This is a genomic window from Mesorhizobium sp. WSM4846, assembly GCF_055811415.1.
The window spans coordinates 88,429-110,459 of record NZ_JBVVPZ010000006.1 but is presented as its reverse complement, the minus strand read 5'-3'; the positions used below and the strand labels follow the sequence as shown (position 1 = coordinate 110,459).

Annotated in this window: 19 protein-coding genes and 2 pseudogenes; 5 read left to right on the top strand and 16 right to left on the bottom strand. The window is 59.8% G+C overall.

Going from position 1 to position 22,031, the window contains the following annotated elements; genetic code table 11:
* Positions 1-12 precede the first annotated feature (12 nt).
* Positions 13-522 (bottom strand): phytanoyl-CoA dioxygenase family protein, encoded by a 510-nt coding sequence (locus AC0L15_RS07975; protein ID WP_473496139.1) that lies wholly within the window; start codon positions 520-522, stop codon positions 13-15.
* Positions 523-988: 466 nt separating this feature from the next.
* Entirely contained in the window at positions 989-2,272 is a 1,284-nt protein-coding gene (locus AC0L15_RS07970) for a lysine N(6)-hydroxylase/L-ornithine N(5)-oxygenase family protein (protein WP_473496216.1), read from the bottom strand.
* Between the two features lie 100 nt (positions 2,273-2,372).
* Here AC0L15_RS07970 and AC0L15_RS07965 point away from each other — a divergent pair, with 100 nt between their 5' ends.
* Both AC0L15_RS07965 and AC0L15_RS07960 read left to right on the top strand, forming a co-directional pair.
* Positions 2,373-2,780, top strand: a complete 408-nt coding sequence (locus tag AC0L15_RS07965; protein WP_473496138.1) for a hypothetical protein — start codon at positions 2,373-2,375, stop codon at positions 2,778-2,780.
* Between the two features lie 538 nt (positions 2,781-3,318).
* Positions 3,319-3,399 (top strand): hypothetical protein, encoded by an 81-nt coding sequence (locus tag AC0L15_RS07960; protein WP_473496215.1) that lies wholly within the window; start codon positions 3,319-3,321, stop codon positions 3,397-3,399.
* Positions 3,400-3,510: 111 nt separating this feature from the next.
* Here the strand turns inward: AC0L15_RS07960 and AC0L15_RS07955 are convergent, their stop codons facing one another.
* Positions 3,511-4,197: a radical SAM/SPASM domain-containing protein gene (locus tag AC0L15_RS07955; protein ID WP_473496137.1), complete on the bottom strand. Its 687-nt coding sequence runs from the start codon at positions 4,195-4,197 to the stop codon at positions 3,511-3,513.
* Positions 4,198-4,867: 670 nt separating this feature from the next.
* Between AC0L15_RS07955 and AC0L15_RS07950 the strand changes: the two genes are divergently transcribed.
* The gene (locus tag AC0L15_RS07950; protein WP_473496136.1) at positions 4,868-5,524 is read left to right on the top strand and encodes an ISAs1 family transposase; all 657 of its coding nucleotides are present in this window, start codon (positions 4,868-4,870) and stop codon (positions 5,522-5,524) included.
* A gap of 138 nt (positions 5,525-5,662) precedes the next feature.
* Here AC0L15_RS07950 and AC0L15_RS07945 read toward each other — a convergent pair whose 3' ends face one another.
* The 4 genes and pseudogenes from AC0L15_RS07945 to AC0L15_RS07930 all read right to left on the bottom strand — a co-directional run.
* Entirely contained in the window at positions 5,663-6,829 is a 1,167-nt protein-coding gene (locus AC0L15_RS07945) for an NAD(P)/FAD-dependent oxidoreductase (RefSeq protein WP_473496135.1), read from the bottom strand.
* 62 nt (positions 6,830-6,891) lie between these two features.
* Positions 6,892-7,117 (bottom strand): annotated as a pseudogene (locus tag AC0L15_RS07940) (ATP-binding protein); the annotation flags it as partial.
* 728 nt (positions 7,118-7,845) lie between these two features.
* The gene (locus tag AC0L15_RS07935; protein ID WP_473496134.1) at positions 7,846-8,085 is read right to left on the bottom strand and encodes a hypothetical protein; all 240 of its coding nucleotides are present in this window, start codon (positions 8,083-8,085) and stop codon (positions 7,846-7,848) included.
* Positions 8,086-8,692: 607 nt separating this feature from the next.
* Positions 8,693-8,941, bottom strand: a pseudogene (locus AC0L15_RS07930) (oligopeptide/dipeptide ABC transporter ATP-binding protein); the annotation flags it as partial.
* A gap of 194 nt (positions 8,942-9,135) precedes the next feature.
* Between AC0L15_RS07930 and AC0L15_RS07925 the strand changes: the two are divergent.
* On the top strand, positions 9,136-9,783 hold the full coding sequence (locus AC0L15_RS07925) for a hypothetical protein (RefSeq protein WP_473496133.1): 648 nt from the start codon (positions 9,136-9,138) through the stop codon (positions 9,781-9,783).
* Between the two features lie 554 nt (positions 9,784-10,337).
* On the opposite strand, the gene AC0L15_RS07920 is transcribed toward AC0L15_RS07925, so the two are convergent.
* The 9 genes from AC0L15_RS07920 to nifH form a co-directional block, all read right to left on the bottom strand.
* Positions 10,338-11,225: a universal stress protein gene (locus tag AC0L15_RS07920; RefSeq protein ID WP_473496131.1), complete on the bottom strand. Its 888-nt coding sequence runs from the start codon at positions 11,223-11,225 to the stop codon at positions 10,338-10,340.
* 97 nt (positions 11,226-11,322) lie between these two features.
* Positions 11,323-12,027 carry a response regulator transcription factor gene (locus AC0L15_RS07915; RefSeq protein WP_473496130.1) on the bottom strand — a complete coding sequence of 235 codons (705 nt, stop codon included), beginning with the start codon at positions 12,025-12,027 and terminating at the stop codon, positions 11,323-11,325.
* Between the two features lie 73 nt (positions 12,028-12,100).
* The gene (locus tag AC0L15_RS07910) at positions 12,101-12,580 is read right to left on the bottom strand and encodes a NifX-associated nitrogen fixation protein (RefSeq protein WP_473496129.1); all 480 of its coding nucleotides are present in this window, start codon (positions 12,578-12,580) and stop codon (positions 12,101-12,103) included.
* Positions 12,581-12,596: 16 nt separating this feature from the next.
* Positions 12,597-13,094 (bottom strand): nitrogen fixation protein NifX, encoded by a 498-nt coding sequence (gene nifX, locus AC0L15_RS07905; RefSeq protein ID WP_163603092.1) that lies wholly within the window; start codon positions 13,092-13,094, stop codon positions 12,597-12,599.
* Entirely contained in the window at positions 13,060-14,442 is a 1,383-nt protein-coding gene (gene nifN, locus AC0L15_RS07900) for a nitrogenase iron-molybdenum cofactor biosynthesis protein NifN (RefSeq protein WP_473496128.1), read from the bottom strand. Before nifN ends, nifX begins: the two co-directional genes overlap by 35 nt.
* Positions 14,439-15,941 carry a nitrogenase iron-molybdenum cofactor biosynthesis protein NifE gene (gene nifE, locus AC0L15_RS07895; protein WP_473496127.1) on the bottom strand — a complete coding sequence of 501 codons (1,503 nt, stop codon included), beginning with the start codon at positions 15,939-15,941 and terminating at the stop codon, positions 14,439-14,441. The genes nifN and nifE overlap by 4 nt, the downstream gene beginning before the upstream one ends.
* Before the next feature lie 62 nt (positions 15,942-16,003).
* Positions 16,004-17,545: a nitrogenase molybdenum-iron protein subunit beta gene (gene nifK / locus AC0L15_RS07890; RefSeq protein WP_473496126.1), complete on the bottom strand. Its 1,542-nt coding sequence runs from the start codon at positions 17,543-17,545 to the stop codon at positions 16,004-16,006.
* 129 nt (positions 17,546-17,674) lie between these two features.
* Positions 17,675-19,177: a nitrogenase molybdenum-iron protein alpha chain gene (gene nifD / locus AC0L15_RS07885; protein WP_473496125.1), complete on the bottom strand. Its 1,503-nt coding sequence runs from the start codon at positions 19,175-19,177 to the stop codon at positions 17,675-17,677.
* 92 nt (positions 19,178-19,269) lie between these two features.
* The gene (gene nifH / locus AC0L15_RS07880) at positions 19,270-20,163 is read right to left on the bottom strand and encodes a nitrogenase iron protein (protein ID WP_065010720.1); all 894 of its coding nucleotides are present in this window, start codon (positions 20,161-20,163) and stop codon (positions 19,270-19,272) included.
* Between the two features lie 630 nt (positions 20,164-20,793).
* Between nifH and AC0L15_RS07875 the strand changes: the two genes are divergently transcribed.
* On the top strand, positions 20,794-22,011 hold the full coding sequence (locus AC0L15_RS07875; RefSeq protein WP_473496124.1) for an MFS transporter: 1,218 nt from the start codon (positions 20,794-20,796) through the stop codon (positions 22,009-22,011).
* Positions 22,012-22,031: the final 20 nt, after the last annotated feature.

The following is a 22,031-nucleotide window of genomic DNA, read 5'->3' as shown; positions in this document are numbered from 1 at the left end:
GCCACCGTGAGCTCAATATCGATAAAAAATGCCGTTTGGGGGCTTGAGTCTGTCGAGATCGGCCACTTTGCCCTCGGGCGGATTAAGAGCGCGCTTAAGCACGTTGTATTCAGCGCGTGTCGGTCCACCAGCTGAAGCACGCTGGAACACCAAGTAGAGTGTCCGCCTGGAACGATTGCTTTTGTTCGGTTTTGAGTAATGCGGTGCGTAATCATCGACGATGAAGATGTCGCCCGCCTTCCATACTACCGGTTCCCAGGAAAACATTTTGGCGACTTCAGGATCCATCACCCCGCCGGCATACATGGGAAGTACTCCCTTCTTGTGGTTGCCAGGGCTGAAGAAAAGTCCGCCGTTATCCGGGTCGGAGTCGTCAATGCCGATGGCAACGACCGCATGGACCATCCGGTCGGGCACTCTGTGTGGAATGTGATAAATGTCTTGATGCGGGCGATAGCCGCCGCTGTCGGCATAGTGGAAGATCAGCAATTCCTTGAGCCTGCGCGAGCCTTCGCCGAGCAATTCCTCGACCGCAGACTTTATGCGCTGTTATAGTAGCAAATGACGCAAGGGATCATGGAATTCGAGAAAATTCTCGACCTTAGAGGTGATCTTTCGATTGTCCGTCGTTTTCTCGAACCACATGAGCCATTTATCATCGCTGACATCCCAGCGTGATACATCTTCAACAAAGCTGGAGATGCGTTCCAAGCTGCGGGATCGAAGAATCTTTCGAGCCTGACATATCCGTCTTTCTGCCACTTTCTCTTTGTGCATCAGTCAACATGCGAAAAAGCCTCCTGTTGGAAAGACTGGTTGGTCGAATATTTCGGTTAGGGCAATCGGGCGCTGGTCAGGTTATGGGTCGACGGAAACAGTACTCCACGGCATATGGGCGACGCTAAGTGCGTCTCGCTCTCCAGCCTCCGCTGCAGTGAAGGCGGAATCATTCCTTGGATGCCACCGCCAATGATCCGCAGTCGGCCGGTCATATCCCGCTGCCCATTTCTTCTGCGACGGTGTCGGACCAGCTCTCGACAGAGGTAGGGCTGATGAAGCCGGGATACTCGGGGTTGGCTCGCGGCGCGCGCCCCAGAAGGCTGTCGAGGATGCGACGCGCTCGCCAGGCCAGCAGGCTTAGATTCGGATCAGCCAGCCCACGCTGTCCTAGGCTCGCGTTTTGTACGAAGATGCGTTTGTCACGCGGTCCTTCCCAGCACACCGAAAAATCTTCGCGAATAGCCAATTCGTTGTCGATCTTTTCCAGCCGGTTCGCCATCGGTTCCAAGAAGCCTGGCACCGCGTTCTCGTAACCGGTGGCCAGGAGGACGATGTCGGCCGTGACTTCTTCGACCTCCTCCATGCCGTGCTGCAGGGTGAGTCTGTGGCCCGCGCCGGCGTTGATGCAGTGCGAGACAGTGCAGCCCGGCCGCAGTGTGATATCGCATCGGTTTGGCTCTAGAAACGCGTGGCGGTATAGCGCCTGATAGATCGCGCGCAACATGCTTTCCGAAATGCCGTCCGAAGCAAGCACGAAGCGCCGCAGGAACAGCTTGCGCTGCGGCTCGCTCATTGCCGCGAAACGATCCGAAAAGCAGGGCATGAACAACTCGTTTGTGAACGGGCTGTTGTCGATGGGCAGGTAGTTTTCGCGCTGCGAGACCCAGGTTATCGAGACAGGCCGCCGTTCTTTTGGCAGACCAACAAGGTGCAACAGCACCTCGGCTCCGGACTGTCCCCCGCCGACCACGCAGACATGCTTTTTGTGCACCTCAGGATGAATGTGCAGCAATTCAGATGAGTGGAACAGGTTGCGTCCAGTCCAGCCCTGAAACTGAGGCGGAATATGCGCCTGCTTGCCAATGCCGACCACGACGTTTCTGGCGCCGAGAATCGCCTTATCGGTGCGCACCCGAAACTCGCCGTCAAAGCGGATTTCGCGCACCGTCTCGCCGCCGCGGACAAGTGGGTTCCTGTAGAAGGCCCAGTTCAGGTATTGCTCGAACTCAGCTCTGAGCACGGCTTCAAACTGTGCATTGAGGAAGTGGTACAGACGCCCGTTCTCATGCAGGTAGTTCACGAAAGTGTAGGCTGATCGCGGGTTTACCAGCGTGACCAAATCCTTGAAGTGGCTGACCTGGAGCTCCGAGGAATCGAATGCGCTGCCTGGGTGCCAGCGGAAGTCGACTTGCCGATCCAGGAACAGTGCCCCTTGCCCGATTTGCTCGTGTATCTGACACGCAAGGCTCAAATTAGAAGGCCCAGCACCCACTCCAACGCAAGAGAGTTCCACTTGCCTTGCTCCTATAGGTGTTTCCCAATTAGGTGATCTTCGCGGCGAATACCGGCCATGCCCATTGGGCTTACTGTCCATGCGGGCATTCTCGACCTCGGTGCTGCTGGATTTGCTAGAGTTTGAGTCGCGCTTTCGTATTGTCGGGTATGAAGCCCATGGATCCCGGCCAGTGATGAGATCGACACTCATGTCCACGACTTGTGTGCGTGGACGGGATCGACGTATCTCCGCCCGCTTCGATGATCGCGTCTCGGTCACCGAGATGCTTTCCAATCTTATTCCGTGTTTTAATCGGGCGAAGTCGCCCGCCTCCACCATGATGCGCCGACCTTTGACCGACTTGGCTGTCAGCGAGGGCGCGATCTCGAATGCGGCGACAGCATTTTTCCCTGAGCCTGCTCATAGGAGGGCATCCGCTGATGTGTTCGGAATATCCTCTGCATCAAACGTGCCAGAAGGAAACTTTCATGAAAGCAACGGTTAGCGGTTTGTGATCCTGTCGGGTATCCGACAATGAGGGGGAAAACCTTGCGCCGGTGGCATATTTGCCGCGTCGCCGTCCTCTTGCCAGGAGCCGGTAGCTAATAGGGCAGCTCCGCATCGGAATTTTCTCTTAGGACGGCCAGCAACCCAGGTTCATGGACTGTGGCGCGAAGGCTCTTGCCACTTCTCGCGGCGGGAATCTAAAAAGTCGCCTTCGGAAGCCGGGGGCCCCAGGAGGTCTCTCCCGTCTTGCGGAAGATGGAGGCGAGATCTGGATTTTGAGACGCAGAATCCAGCTAAAGACGGTCACACAGCTATGTCGAGGCCGTGTGCCCCATCCTGCATCACCACGAGCCTGACGGTGCTCGCGACTAGCGAGACGCATTCGGTCCGCAGCTTTGTCGAGGCTGCCTCCAGGCGGGTCGGGAAGGAGATATTCTGGGAAGGCGAAGGTGTTGACGATTTGGGCCGCGAAACGCAGGAATAACTAGGCGCTGATCCAAATAGACAAACGTTGTTTCGGGCCAATCGAGGTTGACTTGCTGATCGGTGATGCCTCCAAGGCGGCCATCAAGCTCGATTGGAAGCCGACGACTCCTTTCGATGAGCTCGCCTCGTAAATGATCGCGGCCGACTCCCGCGCGTACGGGATCACGCTCGCGTGACGCGAAAAACGCAATGATTTCGCCGGGCATTTGAAGTCCAAAGCAGCATTCGCCGGCCCGCCTCTCTCAGGCGGTCGGCCGGCACCCAGTCAGCACCCGGTCGTTTGGATCGGCAAATTCACACATCCTACAGAGCAGAAAACCATCCGCTCCGTTCATGCGATCGACGATTTCGCAAAAAACTGGGCTTTTAAAGAGATCGCCGTATTCGTCGCATAGAAGGTTGCCCAGTACGTGACGCCGCTCAAAATCCATGGAGCAGAGAGTAACCTCGCCGTTTGGAAGGAGAACATTCCGATACTGTCGTTCGTCCACGCATATCAGCGCTCCGATTACTGGCTGCCGTGGTTCTACGATCTTAGGATCTACGCTTCCACCCCTGCTGCTCACCGGTCGCGCGCGAACTAGGGCTTCGGCAGGGATAATGTCGGCGATATCGGGATGGGCCTCGCCCAAAACCACGAATCGAATTGATGGGATGTCGGCGTCGACGAGTTGACCAACCAAATCGCGATACTTGTCTCCGACAAGGCGGCTATTCATGTGGGCGCCATCATCAAAAACATGAACCACGAATACCCCCAACCGCAGCGCCTGCAAGCGTTGTAGATCCCGCCCCTTCATTCCCACAAGCGTCGTGAAAATCCTGATGCCGTGGCCTTTGGCGGAAGCGTGCTCGACCATTTCGGTGCAATCCGGATTGAGCCCTGGCTCAGAATACCTGGCAAAACTAATGTCGACACCGACGGTCAAGACACTCCGAATGAACCAGCCGTCTCCGCCTGGGCAGCAGTCAACAGCCGGCTTCCTCAATCTGCCGAGCGAACTATCAACGAACTTTGGGCGCATCGGCGCGGCAGGGCGGCGCAACCGCAATGTCGCGCGTCAGCCATTGCCAAAGGTGTAGCCGTGACCGTTGAGCGGGCGCGCCGCCGAGATGGCGTAGCAGACCATCAAACGTCTCGCGCGTTCTCATGCGGACAGTCCCCACTCAATATTGCCGCATCTCCAGCAAAGGCCGTGCCAGCGCGCTTAGCCGCAGCAACTGCATAGTAGGCTTCGAGAAACCTCTCGCCCAAGGCGGCCGGTTGTTTTGGACCAGACATGTTTTTTTGTCGCTGTCAGCTTTTGAAAATGCGTCACTCATCGTCAGACGCTTGAGGACAGACTTGGCTGTCTCCCCTGCGGTAATGTTGGCGTCGGCTCATCATCTAGCACTCATTTCGGCGCCGGCTGTGTGCGCGGAAAATCTACACGACCTGACCGCCGCGTGCAGCGATTACCTGCCGGCTCATAGCTGATCTTTTCTCCTGAAGCCGGCGATGAGGCCAGGCCGTCGAGTGCCTGCCGCCGGATGCTGCGTATGCTGTTTCGCTAGACGGCGGATACCGCGTCACCTCCATATTTTCGCGACAGGGGTTTGGTGGCGTCGCAGGCATTCCTGCTACATCACCGCAGTGCTCGGGAATTCGTATCTGATCCGCGTGAGGCGAAGACCTTCTCTCTCGACTGGCTCGCCGAGGCCGTCTGTCCTGCGGGCCTCGAACGAGTTCTCATTTGGCATGGCGCATGCGCGTCGATCCGCAAACCCCGTCATAAGGAGAAATCGGAGCTGGCCGCCACTCCACCTCCTCCTACCACGAGGGCAGACGTTAAGCAGCGCCTTCAAATGAGGAACAAAATCAGTGTCGTGCGTGCGCCAGGACTTGGCCGCAAGCACGGCTTTGCCGGCCTCGCGGCCATCGGCGAAGTCAAGCGCACGCGTGTGATCGACGGCAAACGGCAGGAAGAGCGCTGCCTCTATGTGCTCTCGCGACCGATGTCCGCCAACGACCTCCTCGCCGTCGTGCGCCGTCACCGGGATGTCGAGAATGGCCTGCGCTGGCAGCTCGACATGATCTTCCGCGAGGACGACTACCGGACCAGAAAGGATCACGGCCCCGAAAACCTCGCTCTGCTTCGGCGCTTCTGCCTCAATACCTTTCGAGCCGACAGCAAAAAGGACACCATGCGCGGCAAAATGATGCGTGCAGGCTGGAACGATGCTTATCTCTTCCAACTCATGACTCAAGTGCGATAGCCCTGGCCGCAAGGGGGGAGATTGGCCGTCATCGCTGCTTTCGCCAATCTCCAAGGCTAGAAGTTTGGAGCCGCCAGTGAAGCTGCCATCTCCCCCGGGGGAGATGGCCGGCAGGACAGAGGGGCTGTCCCGCCAGCGTTAGATCACATTCAATTCCCTGAACGCCCGCCCTTCGGCGACACGGCTGTACCCGAACGCCGAGCAGTCCACCGTGCGATAAACGCCATGCACGATCAGCTCGGCCAGCGCCTTGCCGACCGCCGGCGCCTGCTGCAGACCGTGGCCGGAAAAACCGTTGGCGAAGAGGAAATTTTCCACTTGCGGATGCGGGCCGATCACCGCGTTCTGGTCGAGCGTGTTGTAATCGTAATGGCCGGCCCAGGCGCGCGTCGGCTTGATCGCCTCGAAGGCGGGAATGCGGGTCGCCAGCACCGGCCAGATCACCTCTTCGAACAGCGGCCAGTCGGGCTCGAAATCGCTGGGGTCGGCGGGGCCGTCGCCCTCTTCGGGTTCGGCCCCGCCGGTGATGTAGACCGAGCCTTCGGGTCGGACATAGATGCCTGAGGGATCGACCAGCATCGGCATGTCGTCATGTTTCTCGCGCGCCTCGAAGATGAAGACATTGCGCTTGCGCGGTTCCACCGGCAGCACCAGTCCGGCCATTGCCGAGACTTTTCCGGCATTCGGCCCGGCGGCGTTGACGACGATACCGGCGTCGAGCCTTTCGCCATTGTCGAGGCTGACGCCGGTGACACGATCGCCCTGCCGTTCGATGCCGGTCACGTCGGCGGTGATGAAATCGATCTTTTTGTCGCGCAGCGCCTTGCGGAACAGCATCAGCATGGCATGCGCGTCGAACCAGCCCTCGCCGCTGCGGCCATAGGCGCCGGCGGTGATGCCCTCGGCCGACAGCCATGCAAACCGGCGGACGAGCGCCTCCGCATCCTCAAGCACGATGTCGGCGCCCTCGGCCAACTGCGTCTGGTGGTTGGCCTTGAGGATCGGCAACCCGTTCTCGCCGGCAAGGATGAGATAGCCGCCTTCGCGAAAGCCGATATCGGCGTCGGCCCCGAATTCTTCCGTCAGTCGCCGGAACAGTTTCAGCGTGAACTGCGACAGGCGGATGTTTTTGGGAATCGAAAACTGCTGGCGGATCGAAGCGCAGGACAGCGTCGTCGCCGCATGGGCGAATTGCGGGTCGCGCTCGACCAGCGCGATCGAGCCCGAAAAGCCTTCCTCGCGCAGATAATAGGCGATCGAGGAGCCGACGATGGCTCCACCGATGATGACGACGTCGTAGCGCACTTTTTCGCCTCTCCAGTTCCGGAGCATGATCCCGAAAGCCGGTTTTCGGATCAGGTTCCAATTCATGCAGCCGGCAAGATGATCTCGAAGCGCGTGCCGCGCTCGGAGTCAACCAGCCGGATCGTGCCATCATGCGCTTTCAGCAGTGCCAGCACGATGCCGAGGCCCATTCCGGTGCCGCCTGAATCGCGGCGCGTGGTGAAGAATGGCTCGAAGATGCGCGCCCGATTGCTGGGCGAAATGCCGGCTGCCATCGTCGCTCACCAGGACAATGGCCTTGCCGTCCGTGGTCGCGACTGCGAGGAAGGCAAATCCTGTCCTCGTTGGGCTCAAGGTCGGCGACATCGACAGCGGGCGCCAAACCCACGCCAAGGGCGAGAAGGACGCGTGTGATGCTGTCGCGCAGCTTTTCCGGATGTTAGGGCGGCTTCTAGCGGCCGCCTCCACCACAGGATTTGGCTTTTTCAAACTGGCGCGGCTCGTTCCTCGAGGGGCTAGCATGGGATGACATCTCACAAATGCGTTCGAAAACTCCCATGCATGAAGCGTGCCGGAAAAGAAGTCTGCCCAAGCAATGAGTTCTCGAATTCCAGCTCGTCCGGAACCCGACATTGTCGGATAATCGACGATGCGGGCAGATGGATGCTCGCGGCAGTGACCCTTCCACACCGCAGGCCGGGCAGGGTCAGGTCTGGCATCCACGGGTTGGCCCTTCGCGGCAGCATGGTAGGCCAGATAGTTTCACTGCGTCGAAATACAGTCGGCCACGTGTTTGGCATCATGTCAGACGCCCCAGAAGAAGCTGGACCCTCTTTGCGACTGCCAAGGTAAACCCAGGAAATTGAGCCGGGCTCGCTCGAGACGCCACGGTGGTGCCTTGGCCGGCCCTTCTCGTCGAAGGCGTCGACCTTCAGCCAGCTGTAGTCGACAGCAAACCTGTCGCCCAGACGATCGCCGCTATCCCGGCCTCGGCCAGGTCGAGCTCGCGGATCGGATTGGGCCACGCATTCCGGATCCTAGTCGATGCAACGGTCCGCGGGCTCTTCCGAGTGGTCGAGACGGTTGCGAGCTACATAGGCGTCGGCTTCATCCAGCAGCGACATCAAGCTTGCGTCGCCGCGGGCAATGTTGTTCGCCAGATCGGGCGCGAAGCTCATCACGCCGTCCTGGTACTTGCTTGTCATACCGAGGAGCGTAAGCCCCTGCGCGGCCAGACGACCGAAGTCGATCGTCTCGCTGCCGCGCGCGCCGCTCACCGCAACCGTGACGTGTTCGGTGCCGGGTCTCGGGGTCTCGGCGTCCCACTTGCCGAGGGCGCCCAGCCACCATTAGAAGTCGCGCCCGCAATAGGCCCGCGGCGGGCGATCGTGACGGGGATCTGGAAAGGTCCGGTCGCGGCGATGATGCTGTTGGCTTCGATCACGCCGTCCGGCGTCTCGACGCGGAATCCGGGCCGCCCGACATTTCTTTGCCCGAGCTTGACCTCCACGCCGCAGCGGATCGCGCATTGATTTGCTTTGCATAAGCGACAAAATAGTCGGCGACCTCCTCCTTTGCAGGCAAAGTCATCGGGACCGGTCCCCGGAAACTCCATGTCCGGGAACCGGTCATGCCAGGCCCGGCCATCGGCAACGAGGGAGGTCCCACCGCTCCAAGCTCCAAGCTCCAAGCTCCAAGCGCCCAGCGTTCGGCAATCCGGCCGCGTTCAAGAATTAGATGAGGCACCCCGCACTTGCTCAGGTGCTCGCTCATAGCCACTCCCCCTTGGCCGCCGCCAACGACAAGCGTGTCCACCTTAGAGACGTCGACACGGCCGCACAGCAGCTGGCGCACACACGACCGCGAATTGATCCTATCCCCATGCTCACAAATTGCTCTGGGAACGAGATGCTTGCGCGGACAGCGCGTCTGGAACGGGCAGCCGCTCGGCGGATCCATCGCCGAGGAAATGTCGCTTTCGAGCACAATGTGTTTCTAGACGACACAGGTGTGGGCGATCGGGATGGCCGATAAAAGTGCATCGGTATAGGGGTGGTAGGGCGGCGACACTATCTGGTCTGTGGTGTTCTGCTCGACGATGTGGCCGAGATACGTGACCACCCCACGATCGGCGGTTTGGCATCTCGAATGTTCAGATGATTGGCCACCCAGTGGGGCCGCCGCAGTGCCATGCGCACTGCTCGGCGGAAAGGCGAAATGCACGAGGGAACATTCATCGTGCAAATGAGAGCATAATGGGAATCGATTAGAGCGATGACTCGACGAGCGATATATGGAGGCGCTTCGTCGCGTGGTGGGCTGCATCTGTGAGAATTGAAATCAAAAAACTCATCGTACAGCTGAAACGGTTTCTTAGCGGTCAACCAGCTTCCGAAGCCTTCGGCAACGAGCGTCACGATGTTAGCTTAGGTTCTAGTGGCATCGACCGGATCGCCGATTGCGGAGGCGACGACCAATCTTTGACCCGGGAAAGAGATCACGGATCCTGCGGCGAGAAGGCATGGGACGAACTCTCCGGTGACAATGGCCGCGACGAACCGCGCATTTTCGGGAGGGACAATGACAAGCTCTGCGGATCCGGCGCAGATGTTCTCTACGCTGGAAGCAGCAAGGATTATCTGACCGCGGGCGTTGACTCACGGCTCCAGGATCGGATGAACGGCTTCGACCCGAGGTTCGGGTGGAAGCCGCACATCATCGTTCTCGTCGATATCGAACGAGATACCTTCATCTTTCATACGGTGGGGTTCTACAGAGACGGTTTTGGCCCGAACTCCGTTGACAACGCCAGCGTAGTCTCCGGCTATCCGGCGAGCTGGCCACGTAGGGCCTTTGCCTCGGGCGCGCCGGACAGCGGCGCACCACTGCGCACCCCAACCATGCCGGCCGTGGCCGGAGACCAGACGCGTTTGCCCTCCAGCGAGATCATTATCTTTCCCTTTAAACGAGCGTGATTCCGAAGCGTGACAATCGATCTCGACCATTAGACGAGCTCATCAAAAGTCGTCTTTGGCTTCCAACCGTGCTTGGTGGCCGCCTTAGCAGGCCCCGCCAATCGGCAGGTCCACCTCGGCCGGGACCGAAATAGCCGCTTCTATCCGGATCAGCGCCTAGTTACTCCTGTGTTCGCGGCCTACCTCGTCAATGCCTTCCCCTTCCAGACGATCTCCCTCCCGACACGCCTGAAGGCAGCCTCGACAAAGCTGCGGACGGAAAGCGTCTCGCGTTCGCGAGCGCAATCGTCAGGCTCGTGTCCGCAGGATTGCGCCATGAAAGCGAGCGATTAAATTGCGTGGTGTACCCTGGGCATCAGAATTGGGAGGACTCCGTTCCACCTTCCGCCTTGCGCATGACCGGAGAGATTTCCGGCGGGCGTCGCCTCCTGAGCAAAGCTTTTTCATGTTCGTTACTCTCCGTAAACTCGATTGTTTCGATGGAGCGCATCTAAGGTATGAATCCACGCATCACCGTAGAGCTTCGAACAGCATCGATGCGGCTCCGCAACCAGTCAGCGAGCCAAAAACAGCGGCAAAGTCGGCTTCTCAAAGATCCATCTCGTCACGCCGCCAAAGAGCTGCTCACGCAGCCGACGGCTGCCATAAGCGCCCATGACTATCATGTCGGCAGACGTCTCGATTGCGTGCTGCGCAAGCACCGTGGCCGCCGGTTTGCCGGCACTTGGCAACAGGTCAACCGACACCCGAGCACCGTGCCGAGTGAGATAGGCAGCGATGTCGGCTCCAGGCTCCGCGCCGTTCCCGTTATAGTTCGCCTTCGGATCGACCAGGGCAACACGAACTTCCTCAGCAGCGCATAAGACACCCAGCGCTTCCCGAACCGCACGGGACGCCTCGACTCGCGAATCCCAACCGACCAGGACGCGCCGTGGCCACAAGGTCGCCTCAGTGCCCTTCGGCACAACGAGCACCGGCCTTCCCGTATCGAACAAGCAGCCGTTGACAACAGGAGGTCCGAGATTCTCGTCATTGAGGAGACACGGTCCGATGATCGTGAGGTCGGCGCAGAGCGCCCGCTGTCGTGCCACTTCGCCGAGGCTTGCCGGATTGCAATAGTCGGTATCAACGTCATAGGCGAGCGACATAGCTCTCAGCAGTCTCTGGATATCTTTGGAGCGTCTTTCCATTCTGGCCACGTCCTGTGTAAATCGGTCGATTTGTCGAAACCGGTCATTCAATCTGGCAATTGCCTGTCCACGTCCTCCAGGCCACTCGGGGACACCATCTCCGATCGACGGATACGACATAAGGAGCATCGGAGGCGGTATAACCAGTACGGAAAGATGCGCGCCGACTTCGGCACACAAGCCGGCGGCAGTTCTGACGTCCTGATCGGAATTGTCAGCGCCGGTCGCACAGAGTACGCTTTTAAAAGCCATTTGCCTGCTTCTCCTGAGTGTTCGTTCAGGGCGTTTCAGGCCGCAGGACCCGCTCACCGCGCGCGGGAGGGGAGTGGCACCACACCCAGCACTTAATTCAGTCGTCCGGCTTCTCGAGCGAATAGCCAGCCGACCTGACGGTGCGAATGACGCTGCCGGGCGAAGCCGTTTTCAGGGCTTTTCTGATGCGACTGATATGCACATCGACGGTGCGTGCACCGACATGGATGTTGGGCGGCCAGGCCGCGCCGATAAGTTCGTCCCGGCTGAAGACCTTCCCGGGCGCTTCAATCATAAGCCGCAGCACGTTGAACTCGATGGGTCCGAGGTGGATATCGTGGCCGTTACCGCGAACCCGGTGGGCGTCGAGCTTTATCTCGAGGCCGCCACAGGAGAGCCAACCGCCACTTTCAAGACCATTTGCACCCCGCTTGGTCAGCGCCAGCCTCGCGCGTAGACAGTCGAGCAGCTTGGCCGGGGCGATCGGCCGCACAAAGCTCTCGTCAATGCCAGCCTTCAGGAGATCGAGGTGCTGGTTCGCCGCGCCCGGCGCGATCAGGGCAATGATGGGCAGGTCGGCGGTCCGCGGCTCCCCCTTGAGCCGGGCGCAGATTGCAGACCCGGTTATGCTCGCTGGCCCGCAGTCCAGCACCACAGCTTTGAAGTCCCGCTGGTCGGCCAATGCAAATGCATCCTTCACGCAGCCTGCCGGCTCACTGGCGAAGCCGTCCGCCTCCAGAACGTGGCTATACATCAGATAGAACTCCGCATCGTCCGAACAGATCAGCACCAGCGGCTTCATCGGCACTACCCCAAGAGCCCCATCGGCCCGGACCGGGTCGGCGGCGTAAGGTGGCCATCGACGCCTGCTTCCATCACGCGCGTGCTACCTCGGGATAGGTTTCGATGGCTGCGATTGCGTCGCCGACCAGTTTCGTGCCGGTCTCGGCGAGCTTGCGGAGGGTCTCGAAGCCGAACCGATGCACGTCGCGCAGGGTCTTGGACAGAACGACCAGACGCCCGGCGGTGAAAAGCACGCGCCCGAAGCCCTCATAGCTCATTTCGATCATCGGCGATGCCATCAGGCCGGAGCGCTCTTCGATCGCAAGGGCGACGGCAGTGTAAAACTTGTCGAGCCTCCACAGCACGTCCGGATCGGGATCGCCGATTATTGGAATCGTACGGCGCTGTTCCTTGCTGACGATGAAGTCGGCCAGCAACTCGGCGTCCGCTTTGCCGTCCCATGACCCGTGGGAATCTTGAGCACGGATCAACCGCACGAGGCATTTGACGAACGGGCTGGCAAGGGCCGCCTCGTCCTCGTTGACAGCAGGGCTAACCGCGACTTCAAACATTTCGCTCTTCCTCGTTTCAGTCCTCGTCCTCGAAGGACGGTTTCTCTCCGGCGACACCAGCTTCGGCCAGCACCTTGCGCAGCCAGGGCGGAGGACATGTCCTCAGCATCGTCTGCGTGCGCAACAGCACCTCTTGGATGGGTTGTGGCTGCGGCACCTTGATTGGATGGATTTTTGCCGAGACAAGCTTGGCTGCCGAAGGTCCGCCGATCGCGAGACAAAACAGGAGGTGGCAGCCCTTCAGCGCTTCCACCTTCGGTGCGATGCGGTCATCCCCCTCGGTCCGATGTTTCCCCCTTTCGTCGGAGACGTCGTCGAAGGCAAGAGCTTCCAGGAGGTTCCATTCCTCGCGCGTCACATCGTAGATGACAAAGCGCTTGGCGGACCCGAAATGTGCATTGAGCTCCTTCATGTCCTGGGTTGCGATTGCCACGCGCAAAGCGCCTGCTTGTCGTTCACGCATCGGACCTTGAACCTCGTCAGTGACGAGTGAGAGGCGACGAACGGGGCCCACCTGGCGTTTCCCGCTTGCGGAATGGATCAAGTTCCTCAGGCGTCGGCGCATGCCGGTCGGCTTGGAACATGTTGGCAACCTCGAAAACCAGATCACGGGTCCCTTGATAGAGGATTGAGAGCTTGTGCTGGCTGCCGAGCCGGTCGAACACGGGGAAGCCGACGCGCATGAGCGGAATGCCAAGGCGCTGCGACGCCTGGCGTCCATGTGAATGGGTGACCAGAAGATCAGCGCCGCCGGCAAGCGTTTCCAAATCGCCGAGATCGCCGATCTGAATCGACTCCGCCGGTACCTTTTCCAGAATTTCCGACATATCGGTCGTCGTGACCGCCGCCGCGATTTTGGAGCCCATGCCCGTGAAGAAGGTTGCGAATTGATAGAGTTGGTCTGGTTCAGCAGCGATAGCAATTTTCTTGCCTCCGAAATGGAAATGTCCGTCGAGCAACGCATCCTGCAATTGCGCCCGCCCACGGCACACGCCTGCCGGCACAGGCTCGCCAGAAATCGTGGACAGCAGGGAAACGAACTGATCGGCGCGCTCCAGTCCGCTCAGTGACTCGAACAGCACGTAAGGGACGCCGGTCACCTTGTGCAGCACCTCGGCCGGCCGGCGCATATGCTCGCCGATCGCAATGCAGTGCTCGGCCGTGCCGAGCTCGCGGATGTCCTCGACGCTCGTACCGCCATAGGTGGTCGGGACCCAGTGGTCTGGTACAGTACCGTCAAGCGAGCCTGAGAGGTCCGGCAAAATCACCGGGTGCAGCCCAAAGCTTTCAACCATCTCGCGCAAATGCTCGATGTCAGCCACAGTGAGGTTCCAGCCGGGCAGGATTGCGATCTTCTTTGACTGGCGCGCCCGCTCGCCAGGCCGCGTAATGCCTTCGATCATCGCGGTGACAGCCTTGGCCCAGCCCTCTTCGAGGGCGCCGCTGAAATCCGGCGTGTTGGCCAGCACGATCTCCGTACCCGCGAGTTCTTCTTCCCGTTTCAGCCTGATGTCGGCGATGTCGCCTGCAGAATCTTCGCCACGGGTTTCCACCAGGGCCGTCGTGCAGACGCCGATCAGCTTTGGCTTCGTGCGGGTCTTGAGATTGAGGATCGCCTCTTCCAGATTGTCCGACCCGCCTAGGATGGTTGTTACTTCATCCATCGCGGTGGTTTGCAGGGGGATCGTTTCCTTGAAATGCCGCACTAAGAGCACGAGCGCGAAGCTGGTGCAGCCTTGGCTGCCGTGGAGCAGCGGCATTGCGCCCTCGACCCCGAGAAAGGCCAGGGCGGCACCCAGCGGCTGTGATGATTTCAGTGGGTTGACCGAAGCTGATTTGGTCTGGGAAAGGATGCGGGTCATCGGATTTCCTTACCACCAGCCGAAATCGTCGGCGTCGTGCCGGCGAATTCCTGGACAGCGCGCATGGTCGCCGTGTCATTCTTGGTGCTCGGCAATTCGTCCTTCCCATTGGGCTGGCACTCCCACGGGGCCCGCTCGCGCACCTGGCACCAGATCGGGTTGTGAATGGCGAGGTCGATCTGGCGTACGAGTTCCACCATGCCGTCGTAACCGGCGTAAGGGTGTTGGCGCTCCTGGTTGATGTCGAGCCAGGGCGTCTTGGCCTTGAGCGCGACGAATTGCGTGCGCCCGCCCGACAGCATGATATCGGCCTTGCCTTCGGAGAGCATGGCGTAAAGGTCGCGCGCTGCCATCTGCTCGAACATGTGGTTCTCGTCCTTGAGGATCTGTTTGATGCGTTGCTTGTCTTCGACTGTGGATTTCTTGACCGAGGTGCCCACGATTTCCATGCCGATCTCCATCAGCGCATGGACCACGGACCAAGACTTCACACCACCCGTGTTGAGCAGCACGCGCTTGCCTCGCAGCCCCCGCCGGTAGGCCTCGAGCTTCTCCCATGCAATCGCCTCCTGCTCAGCGATCAGCGTCTCTGTGCGGTCGAGGATCTCCGGATCGGCGCCCTTCCTCACCAGCAGCTTAGCAATTTTGCGAAGTGCTTCCGAAGTGTCTGAAATCCCGTAGAAGGAGCCTTCGAAGAAAGGGATGTCCCAGCGCTCGTCCATCTTGCGGGCTAGGTTGATGAGGGCCGTCGAGCACACCACCATAGCCGCCCGGGCGCGGTGCGCAGAGGCAATGTCGAGATAGCGAGCGTCGCCCGGAATGCAGGCGCGAACCCGGATCCCGAGCCGATCGAGGAGCGGCTTTATCAGCCAGAATTCGCCGGAAAGGTTGAATTCACCAAGGATGTTGATGTCGTACGGCCCGGCGTCGTCGGGTTCCACCGTGCCGATGACATGGTCGAGCAACGCCTCGGCGGCGAGCTTGTTGCCGAGGTTCTTGGAGCCGGCCAATCCGGGCGCATTGATCGGGACTACGGCCAAGCCGAATTTTTCGGCGGCGCGTTTGCAGACTGCCCCGATATCGTCGCCGATGAGCGCCGTCACGCAGGTCGAATAGACAAAGACTGCGGGCGGCGCATACGCTTCCTTGATTTCGCGGATCGCCTTGAAGAGCTTCCGCTCGCCTTGCCCCATCACCACCTCGAGTTCGGTAAGGTCGGTGGTGAAGCTTGTGCGCCATAAGCTGGGCCCAGAGGAAGCTGCACCGCGGTTGTCCCAGGAATTGCCCTCGCAGGCGAGCGGCGCATGGACCAGGTGCGCAACGTCAGTGATCGGCTGCAGGACGATCTTGGCCCCGTCAAACGCGCAACCACCCGCTGCCGCTCCTGGCGTCAGCGGGCTTGTGCAGCCCTCCTTGCGCGCCTTGGCACCCTTTCCACGGTTCTTGTCGCAGGCGGGCTCGTCGAAAACGTCCTGGATCTTGGCACTGAGCGAGGTCATCGCGTCAGTCCCCAAAGCCAATTCGGCAACGAACCGCCTGTGCGAAAAGCCGGCCGTGTGTTCTAGCGGGTGAGGTCATAGGAATAGTCCGTCACGCCCGTCTGGCTCGTCTCGCGATCGAGCTTGTCGAAGATCTTGTCGAGGATCGTCGTCAGCACGCGTAACCCGCCCTGGTAGCCCATGAGCGCAAAGCGATGGTGGTGGTGCCGGTCGAAGATCGGAAACGTCAGCCTGATCAGCGGCGTGCCGGTGTCGCGCTCCAGATACTTGCCATAGGAATTGCCGATCAGCAGGTCCACTGGCTCGGTGAAGAGCAGCGACCGCATAGCCCAAAGGTCTTTGCCCGCCCAGACCTGAGCGTCCTTGCCGAAGGGCGAGGATGCAAGCAGTTCCTTCAACTCGGCTTCCCACGCCGAAGTGCCGTTGGTGGCGAGGCAATGTGTCGGCTCGCCGCCCGTTTCCATGACGAAGCGGGCCATTGCGTACACGAAGTCCGGGTCGCCGTAGATCGCGTATTTCTTGCCGTGCAGCCAGGACTGGCTGTCCGCCATGGCATCAATCAGTCGGCCGCGCTCCAGCCGGATTGCCTCGGGGATTTCCTTCCCGGAAAGCGCCGAGATCTTCATCAGGAATTCGTCAGTCGCCTGGACGCCGAGCGGATAATGGAATGAAGCCGTGGCCTGCCCGACTTGCCCGCAGTAGTCGAGGGTTTTTCGGGTGTTGTAGTACTGCAGTGAAACCGTCGCCTCGGCGTCGAGTGCCCCCTTCACCTCTTCGATCTTCGTGCCGCCGTCATACATGCGGTATTCCCCGTCCGATGGTGTGTCGAACTGGTCAGATGCGTCCTGGATGAAGGTGTAGGACACACCCATCACATCGAGCAGGCGTTTGACTTCCCGGTTGTTGCCAACGCAGAAGCCGTCGAAGCCCGGAATGACGTTGATGGTTCCCTTGGCTTCCGTGCGCTCCTGGCCTTTCCAGAAGTGCTCCAGAATGCCCTTCAGCATGCCGTCATAGCCGTCGACATGGCTACCGACGAAGGCGGGCGTGTGGGCAAAGGGCACGTCAAAGTCGCGCGGGACCGAATTTTCGTCTTTGGCGTTCTCGATGAAACTGTGCAAGTCGTCGCCAATGACCTCCGCCATACAGGTCGTCGAAACTGCGATCATCTTCGGGTCGTAAAGCTGGTAGGTGTTGGCGAGCCCGTCGACCAGGTTCTTCAGGCCGCCGAATACTGCCGCGTCCTCGGTCATCGAGGAGGAAACCGCCGAAGCAGGCTCCTTGAAGTGGCGCGACAGGTGCGAGCGGTAATAGGCTACGCAGCCCTGGCTGCCATGGACGAAGGACATGGTCCGCTCGAAGCCCGCAGCCGCGAATACCGCGCCGAGGGGCTGACAGGCCTTGGCGGGATTTATCACAAGCGCTTCTCGGGCGAGGTTCTTCTCGCGGTATTCCCAGGTCTTGGTGAATTCGCCTTGATCGGTAACGATCTGATCCGGGTGCGGACATTCGAAATTCAGCTTCTTCTCGGCGAGCATTTGCCTGTATTCCGGCTCGCGGAACAGGGGAGCGTGGTCGAGAATCTTTTCGGCCGACTGCGGCATTGGTATTCCTCTGTTTAATCTGGCCGCGCCATTCGGCAGCTCAGTACGTCAAGACGTTTCCGGTTTCCCGGGGCTCACAAGCCCGCGGGGTTCGTGGTCTCTCTGGGAGACCAGGCCAGGACAGGGCGTCTATTCGGCAGCTATCGCCCGCCCACTGGGCGGGCTTTCTTTCCAAGGGGCCTGGTAGAGATCCCAGACCGGATTGTTGATGGCAAGATCCACGTCGCGTGCGAAAATGGCAAAGCCGTCATAGCCGTGATAAGGTCCCGAATAGTCCCAGGAGTGCATCTGACGGAACGGAATGCCCATCTTCTGTACCGGGTATTTTTCCTTGATGCCGGAGCCCACGAGGTTGGGGCGAACTCCCTCGATGAACTTCTCCAACTCGTAACCGGTAACGTCGTCATAGATCAGCGTGCCGTTCTTTACGTAGTGGCCCGTGCGCTGATAGTCATCGTTGTGGGCGAACTCGTAGCCGGTGCCGACGATGACCATGCCGAGGTCCTCGTAAGCTGTGATGACGTGGCGGGGGCGCAGGCCACCGACGTATAGCATGACGGTATTGCCTTCGAGACGCGGCCGGTACTTGGAGATGACGGCGTCAACAAGCGGTCTGTACTTGGCGATCACCTTCTCGGTTTTCTCCTCGATTTCCGGCCCGAAATGCTTGGCTATGTTGCGCAGGGAGGTCTCGATCTGGGACGGTCCGAAGAAATTGTACTCCATCCAGGCGACGCCATACTTTTCCTCCATATGCCGGCAGATGTAGTTCATCGAGCGATAGCAGTGGATGAGATTGAGCTTGGCCTTTGGCGCGCGTTCAATCTCGGCGAGTGTTGCGTCGCCCGACCAGTTGCCGACCACGCGCAATCCTATCTCCTCAAGCAAGATGCGCGAGGCCCAGGCGTCGCCGCCAATATTGTAGTCGCCGATCACGTTGACGTCGTAAGCACCGACCTCGAACTCGACGTCCTTCTTGTCGAAGACCCAGTCGCGGATCGCGTCATTGGCGATGTGGTGGCCGAGTGATTGCGAGACGCCGCGAAAGCCCTCGCAGCGCACCGGCACGATGGTCTTTTCGTACTCCTTGGCCTTCTTGCGAGAAACTGCCTCGGTGTCATCGCCAATGAGACCGATCGGGCATTCGGACTGCACGGTGATGCCGTTGTTCAGCGGAAACAGTCGCTCGATCTCGTCGATGATCTGTTCCAGTTTCTTGTCACCCCCGAAGACAATGTCTTTCTCCTGGAAATCGGAGGTGAACTGCATTGTCCCGAACGTGTCGATGCCCGTTGTGCCCACATAGTAATTGCGTCGCTGTGACCAGGAATATTGGCCGCAACCGACGGGGCCGTGCGAGATATGGACCATATCCTTGACTGGGCCCCAGACCACGCCCTTTGAGCCGGCATAGGCGCAGCCGCGGATTGTCATCACCCCGGGGATGGACTTGATGTTCGATTTGACGTCGCATTCGGAAAGGATGTCACTTTCCCCGCCAGCCTCATCCCCGCTCTTTGCGATGCTCAGGTGTTTTTTGCGGCGCTTCGCCGCCTTGTCGGGATATTGCGATAGCACCTCCTCGATAAGCTTCGCATGGAGAGCACCATCATTCTCGTATTCCAGGCTCATGGGACCCCTTTCAAGGTGTCTGATGACGCCTCACCGATGAGGCGCCGTTCTTTGCAAGGCGCCCCAACTCGAGAGGCGACCAATATCGGTCGTTACTGGGCGGCCGCCTTGGCCGCTTCCTTGGCCTGAAGCTCGGCAAGCATCTGCTCGTCGGTTTTCATGATGCCGAAGTCGAGCAGCATGTCCTCGAGCTCCTCCATGGTGATCGGCGTCGGGATGGTACCCTGGCCAGAATTGGCATGGATCTTCTCGGCCAGCGCGCGGTACTCTCCGGCCTGCTTGGAATCCGGCGCATACTGGATAACTGACATCTTCCTGAGCTCGGCGTGCTGGACGATGTTGTCGCGCGGCACGAAATGGATGAGCTTGGAATTGAGCCTGGAAGCCAGGGCTTCAGCGAGGTCGAGCTCACGGTCGGTTTGACGTTCGTTGCAGATCAGGCCTCCGAGCCGCACGCCGCCCGAATGGGCATATTTCAGGATGCCCTTGGCGATGTTGTTGGCGGCATAGAGCGCCATCATTTCCCCGGACATAACGATGTAGATTTCCTGCGCCTTCCCCTCGCGAATTGGCATCGCGAAACCGCCGCAAACCACGTCGCCGAGCACGTCGTAGGAGACATAGTCGACATCGTCGTAGGCGCCGTTCTCTTCGAGGAAGTTAATTGATGTGATGACGCCTCGGCCGGCGCAGCCAACACCCGGCTCCGGGCCGCCGGATTCCACGCATTTGATGCCTCTGTAACCAATCTTGAGCACGTCCTGCAGCTCGAGATCTTCCACCGAACCTTCCTGTGCCGCCAGATGCAGGACAGTATCCTGAGCCTTCGAGTTCAGGATCAGGCGGGTGGAGTCGGCTTTGGGATCGCAGCCAACGATGAGGATTCTCTGCCCGAGGTCGACCAGGGCGGCGAGCGTGTTTTGGGAGGTGGTGGACTTGCCGATGCCGCCCTTTCCGTAAAAGGCGATCTGACGCAGACCTGACATTATAGATTTCCTTCCTTCGTTCCATCCGTCGCGGCTGGCCGCAATATGAATGCCGATGGGCAGCTTTTGCCGCCTCACACCGAAAGGGTCTCAAGACTCGTGCCAAGTAGACTGGCTTATAACCAACAGGGATTTTTCGTTTATATCCTGCGAATTAGCCTGAGCTCCCACAAGTGTTTGCTGCCAAACAAGTGATTGTCGGGACAAGCCCTGTAGCGGACCCGACAAAGCCCGACAAAAGGCGTCAGCTTCGAGACCGCTAGGGAGGAAGCTGGGCCTTCGAGCCAGAGCCGCCTTTGGCCGCATACAGGCGCGGCAAAGCGACCGGCTGCGTTTCCCGCTGCGGGACATCAGCCGTCCGTGCTCGGTAGCTGGTTGCGCATGGCTGGTTCGAGACTGGCCCGCGAAGTCGGCATGGAACATGACTGATGCGACGCCTGCCGACGATCACATCCTCGTCCGGCTGGGACAAACCGGCACTGATGTTGCACGCGGCGCTGTCAAAACATGTCGGGCAGCGATGAACATTCCCTTCGTGCGACGCCGCCGGCAACGGCGTGCTCCTGGCATGAATGCGGGTCAATGCAGCCAACCCATGTTGTAGTTGCACCCAAGGTGGCGAGCTTATTCATGACCCAATCCGCGACAGGCTTCATGGAGACTTTTCTGCACGGCCCAGAAAAGCCGGATCGACGGTCTCGTCCCGCATGGGGCGCGGTCATATCGCTTGGCCTGGGGACCTTCGGGCTTGTGGCGGCAGAGCTTTTGCCTGCCAGCGTGCTGACGCCGCTCGCCCATGATCTGCATATCACAGAGGGTGCGGCTGGACAGACGATGACAGCGACTGCCATTGCCGCGGCGATTTCGGCGCCGACGATCGCCTTCATAACAAAGCGCCTCGACCGCAGAGTCGTCCTGTGGGCGATGATGCTGCTTCAGATCCTGTCCAACCTTCTGGCGGGTGTCGCCTGGTCGCTGCCGGTTTTCCTGGCGGCACGCGTCGTGCTCGGCGTTGCACTTGGGGGCTTCTGGTCGATTTCGGCATCGCTGGCGGTGCGGCTGGTTCCAAATCACCTCGTGCCGCGCGCCCTGTCAATCATCCTCACCGGCGTTTCGGTCGCTATCGTTTGCGCACCTCCAATCGGCGCCTATGTCGGCGACATCTGGGGATGGCGAGCCACCTTCATGATCGCCGCTGCCGTCAATGCCGTTACATTGCTGGTGCAACTCGTAACCCTTCCGACGTTACCGCCGGTTGAAATGGCTGGATTCCGCGGTCTGCTGAATGTGGTCAAGAAGCCAACCATCAAGGTCGCACTTTTGGTGGTGCTGCTGGTCGCTTCTGGGCACTTCGCCAGCTTCACCTATGTCCGGGCTTATCTCGAGAAGATTCCAGCGCTCCATATCGAGACGATCTCGCTGCTGTTGCTCGTTTCGGGAGTATGCGGATTCTTCGGCAATTTTGCCGGCGCATTCCTGGCCAAACACAGCCTCAAGGCAGTCGCGGCGCTGCCGCCCCTGCTCATGGCGATAGCCGCTGTCTCGTTGCTGATGCCTGGAGCATCGGCCTTCGCCTCGGCCATTGCGGTTGCTGTATGGAGCTTTGGCTTCGGTGCGGTGCCGGTGGGGGTACAGACTTGGATGGTGCTGCGCGCCGTTCCCGAGCAGGCCGAAAGCGCCGGTGTGCTGATGACCTCAACGTTCCAAATTGCCATCGCAGCCGGCGCGATCTTCGGCGGAGTGCTTGTGAATAATGCCGGCGTCGCCAGTGTGTTCGCCTACAGCGCGGTTGCCACGTTGCTTGCCGCCCTCACAGTGTTCCTGTTCGGCCCGAAACGCGCAACCTAACCTCTGACGGGCGAGACCTT

Bases quoted from the DNA above. Each gene is read 5' to 3' on its own strand.
- AC0L15_RS07965 (WP_473496138.1), top strand. From the start codon at position 2,373: ATGCGGGCATTCTCGACCTCGGTGCTGCTGGATTTGCTAGAGTTTGAG.
- AC0L15_RS07920 (WP_473496131.1), bottom strand. From the start codon at position 11,225: ATGGCTTTTAAAAGCGTACTCTGTGCGACCGGCGCTGACAATTCCGAT.
- AC0L15_RS07915 (WP_473496130.1), bottom strand. From the start codon at position 12,027: ATGAAGCCGCTGGTGCTGATCTGTTCGGACGATGCGGAGTTCTATCTG.
- AC0L15_RS07910 (WP_473496129.1), bottom strand. From the start codon at position 12,580: ATGTTTGAAGTCGCGGTTAGCCCTGCTGTCAACGAGGACGAGGCGGCC.
- nifN (WP_473496128.1), bottom strand. From the start codon at position 14,442: ATGACCCGCATCCTTTCCCAGACCAAATCAGCTTCGGTCAACCCACTG.
- nifE (WP_473496127.1), bottom strand. From the start codon at position 15,941: ATGACCTCGCTCAGTGCCAAGATCCAGGACGTTTTCGACGAGCCCGCC.
- nifK (WP_473496126.1), bottom strand. From the start codon at position 17,545: ATGCCGCAGTCGGCCGAAAAGATTCTCGACCACGCTCCCCTGTTCCGC.
- nifD (WP_473496125.1), bottom strand. From the start codon at position 19,177: ATGAGCCTGGAATACGAGAATGATGGTGCTCTCCATGCGAAGCTTATC.
- nifH (WP_065010720.1), bottom strand. From the start codon at position 20,163: ATGTCAGGTCTGCGTCAGATCGCCTTTTACGGAAAGGGCGGCATCGGC.
- AC0L15_RS07875 (WP_473496124.1), top strand. From the start codon at position 20,794: ATGACCCAATCCGCGACAGGCTTCATGGAGACTTTTCTGCACGGCCCA.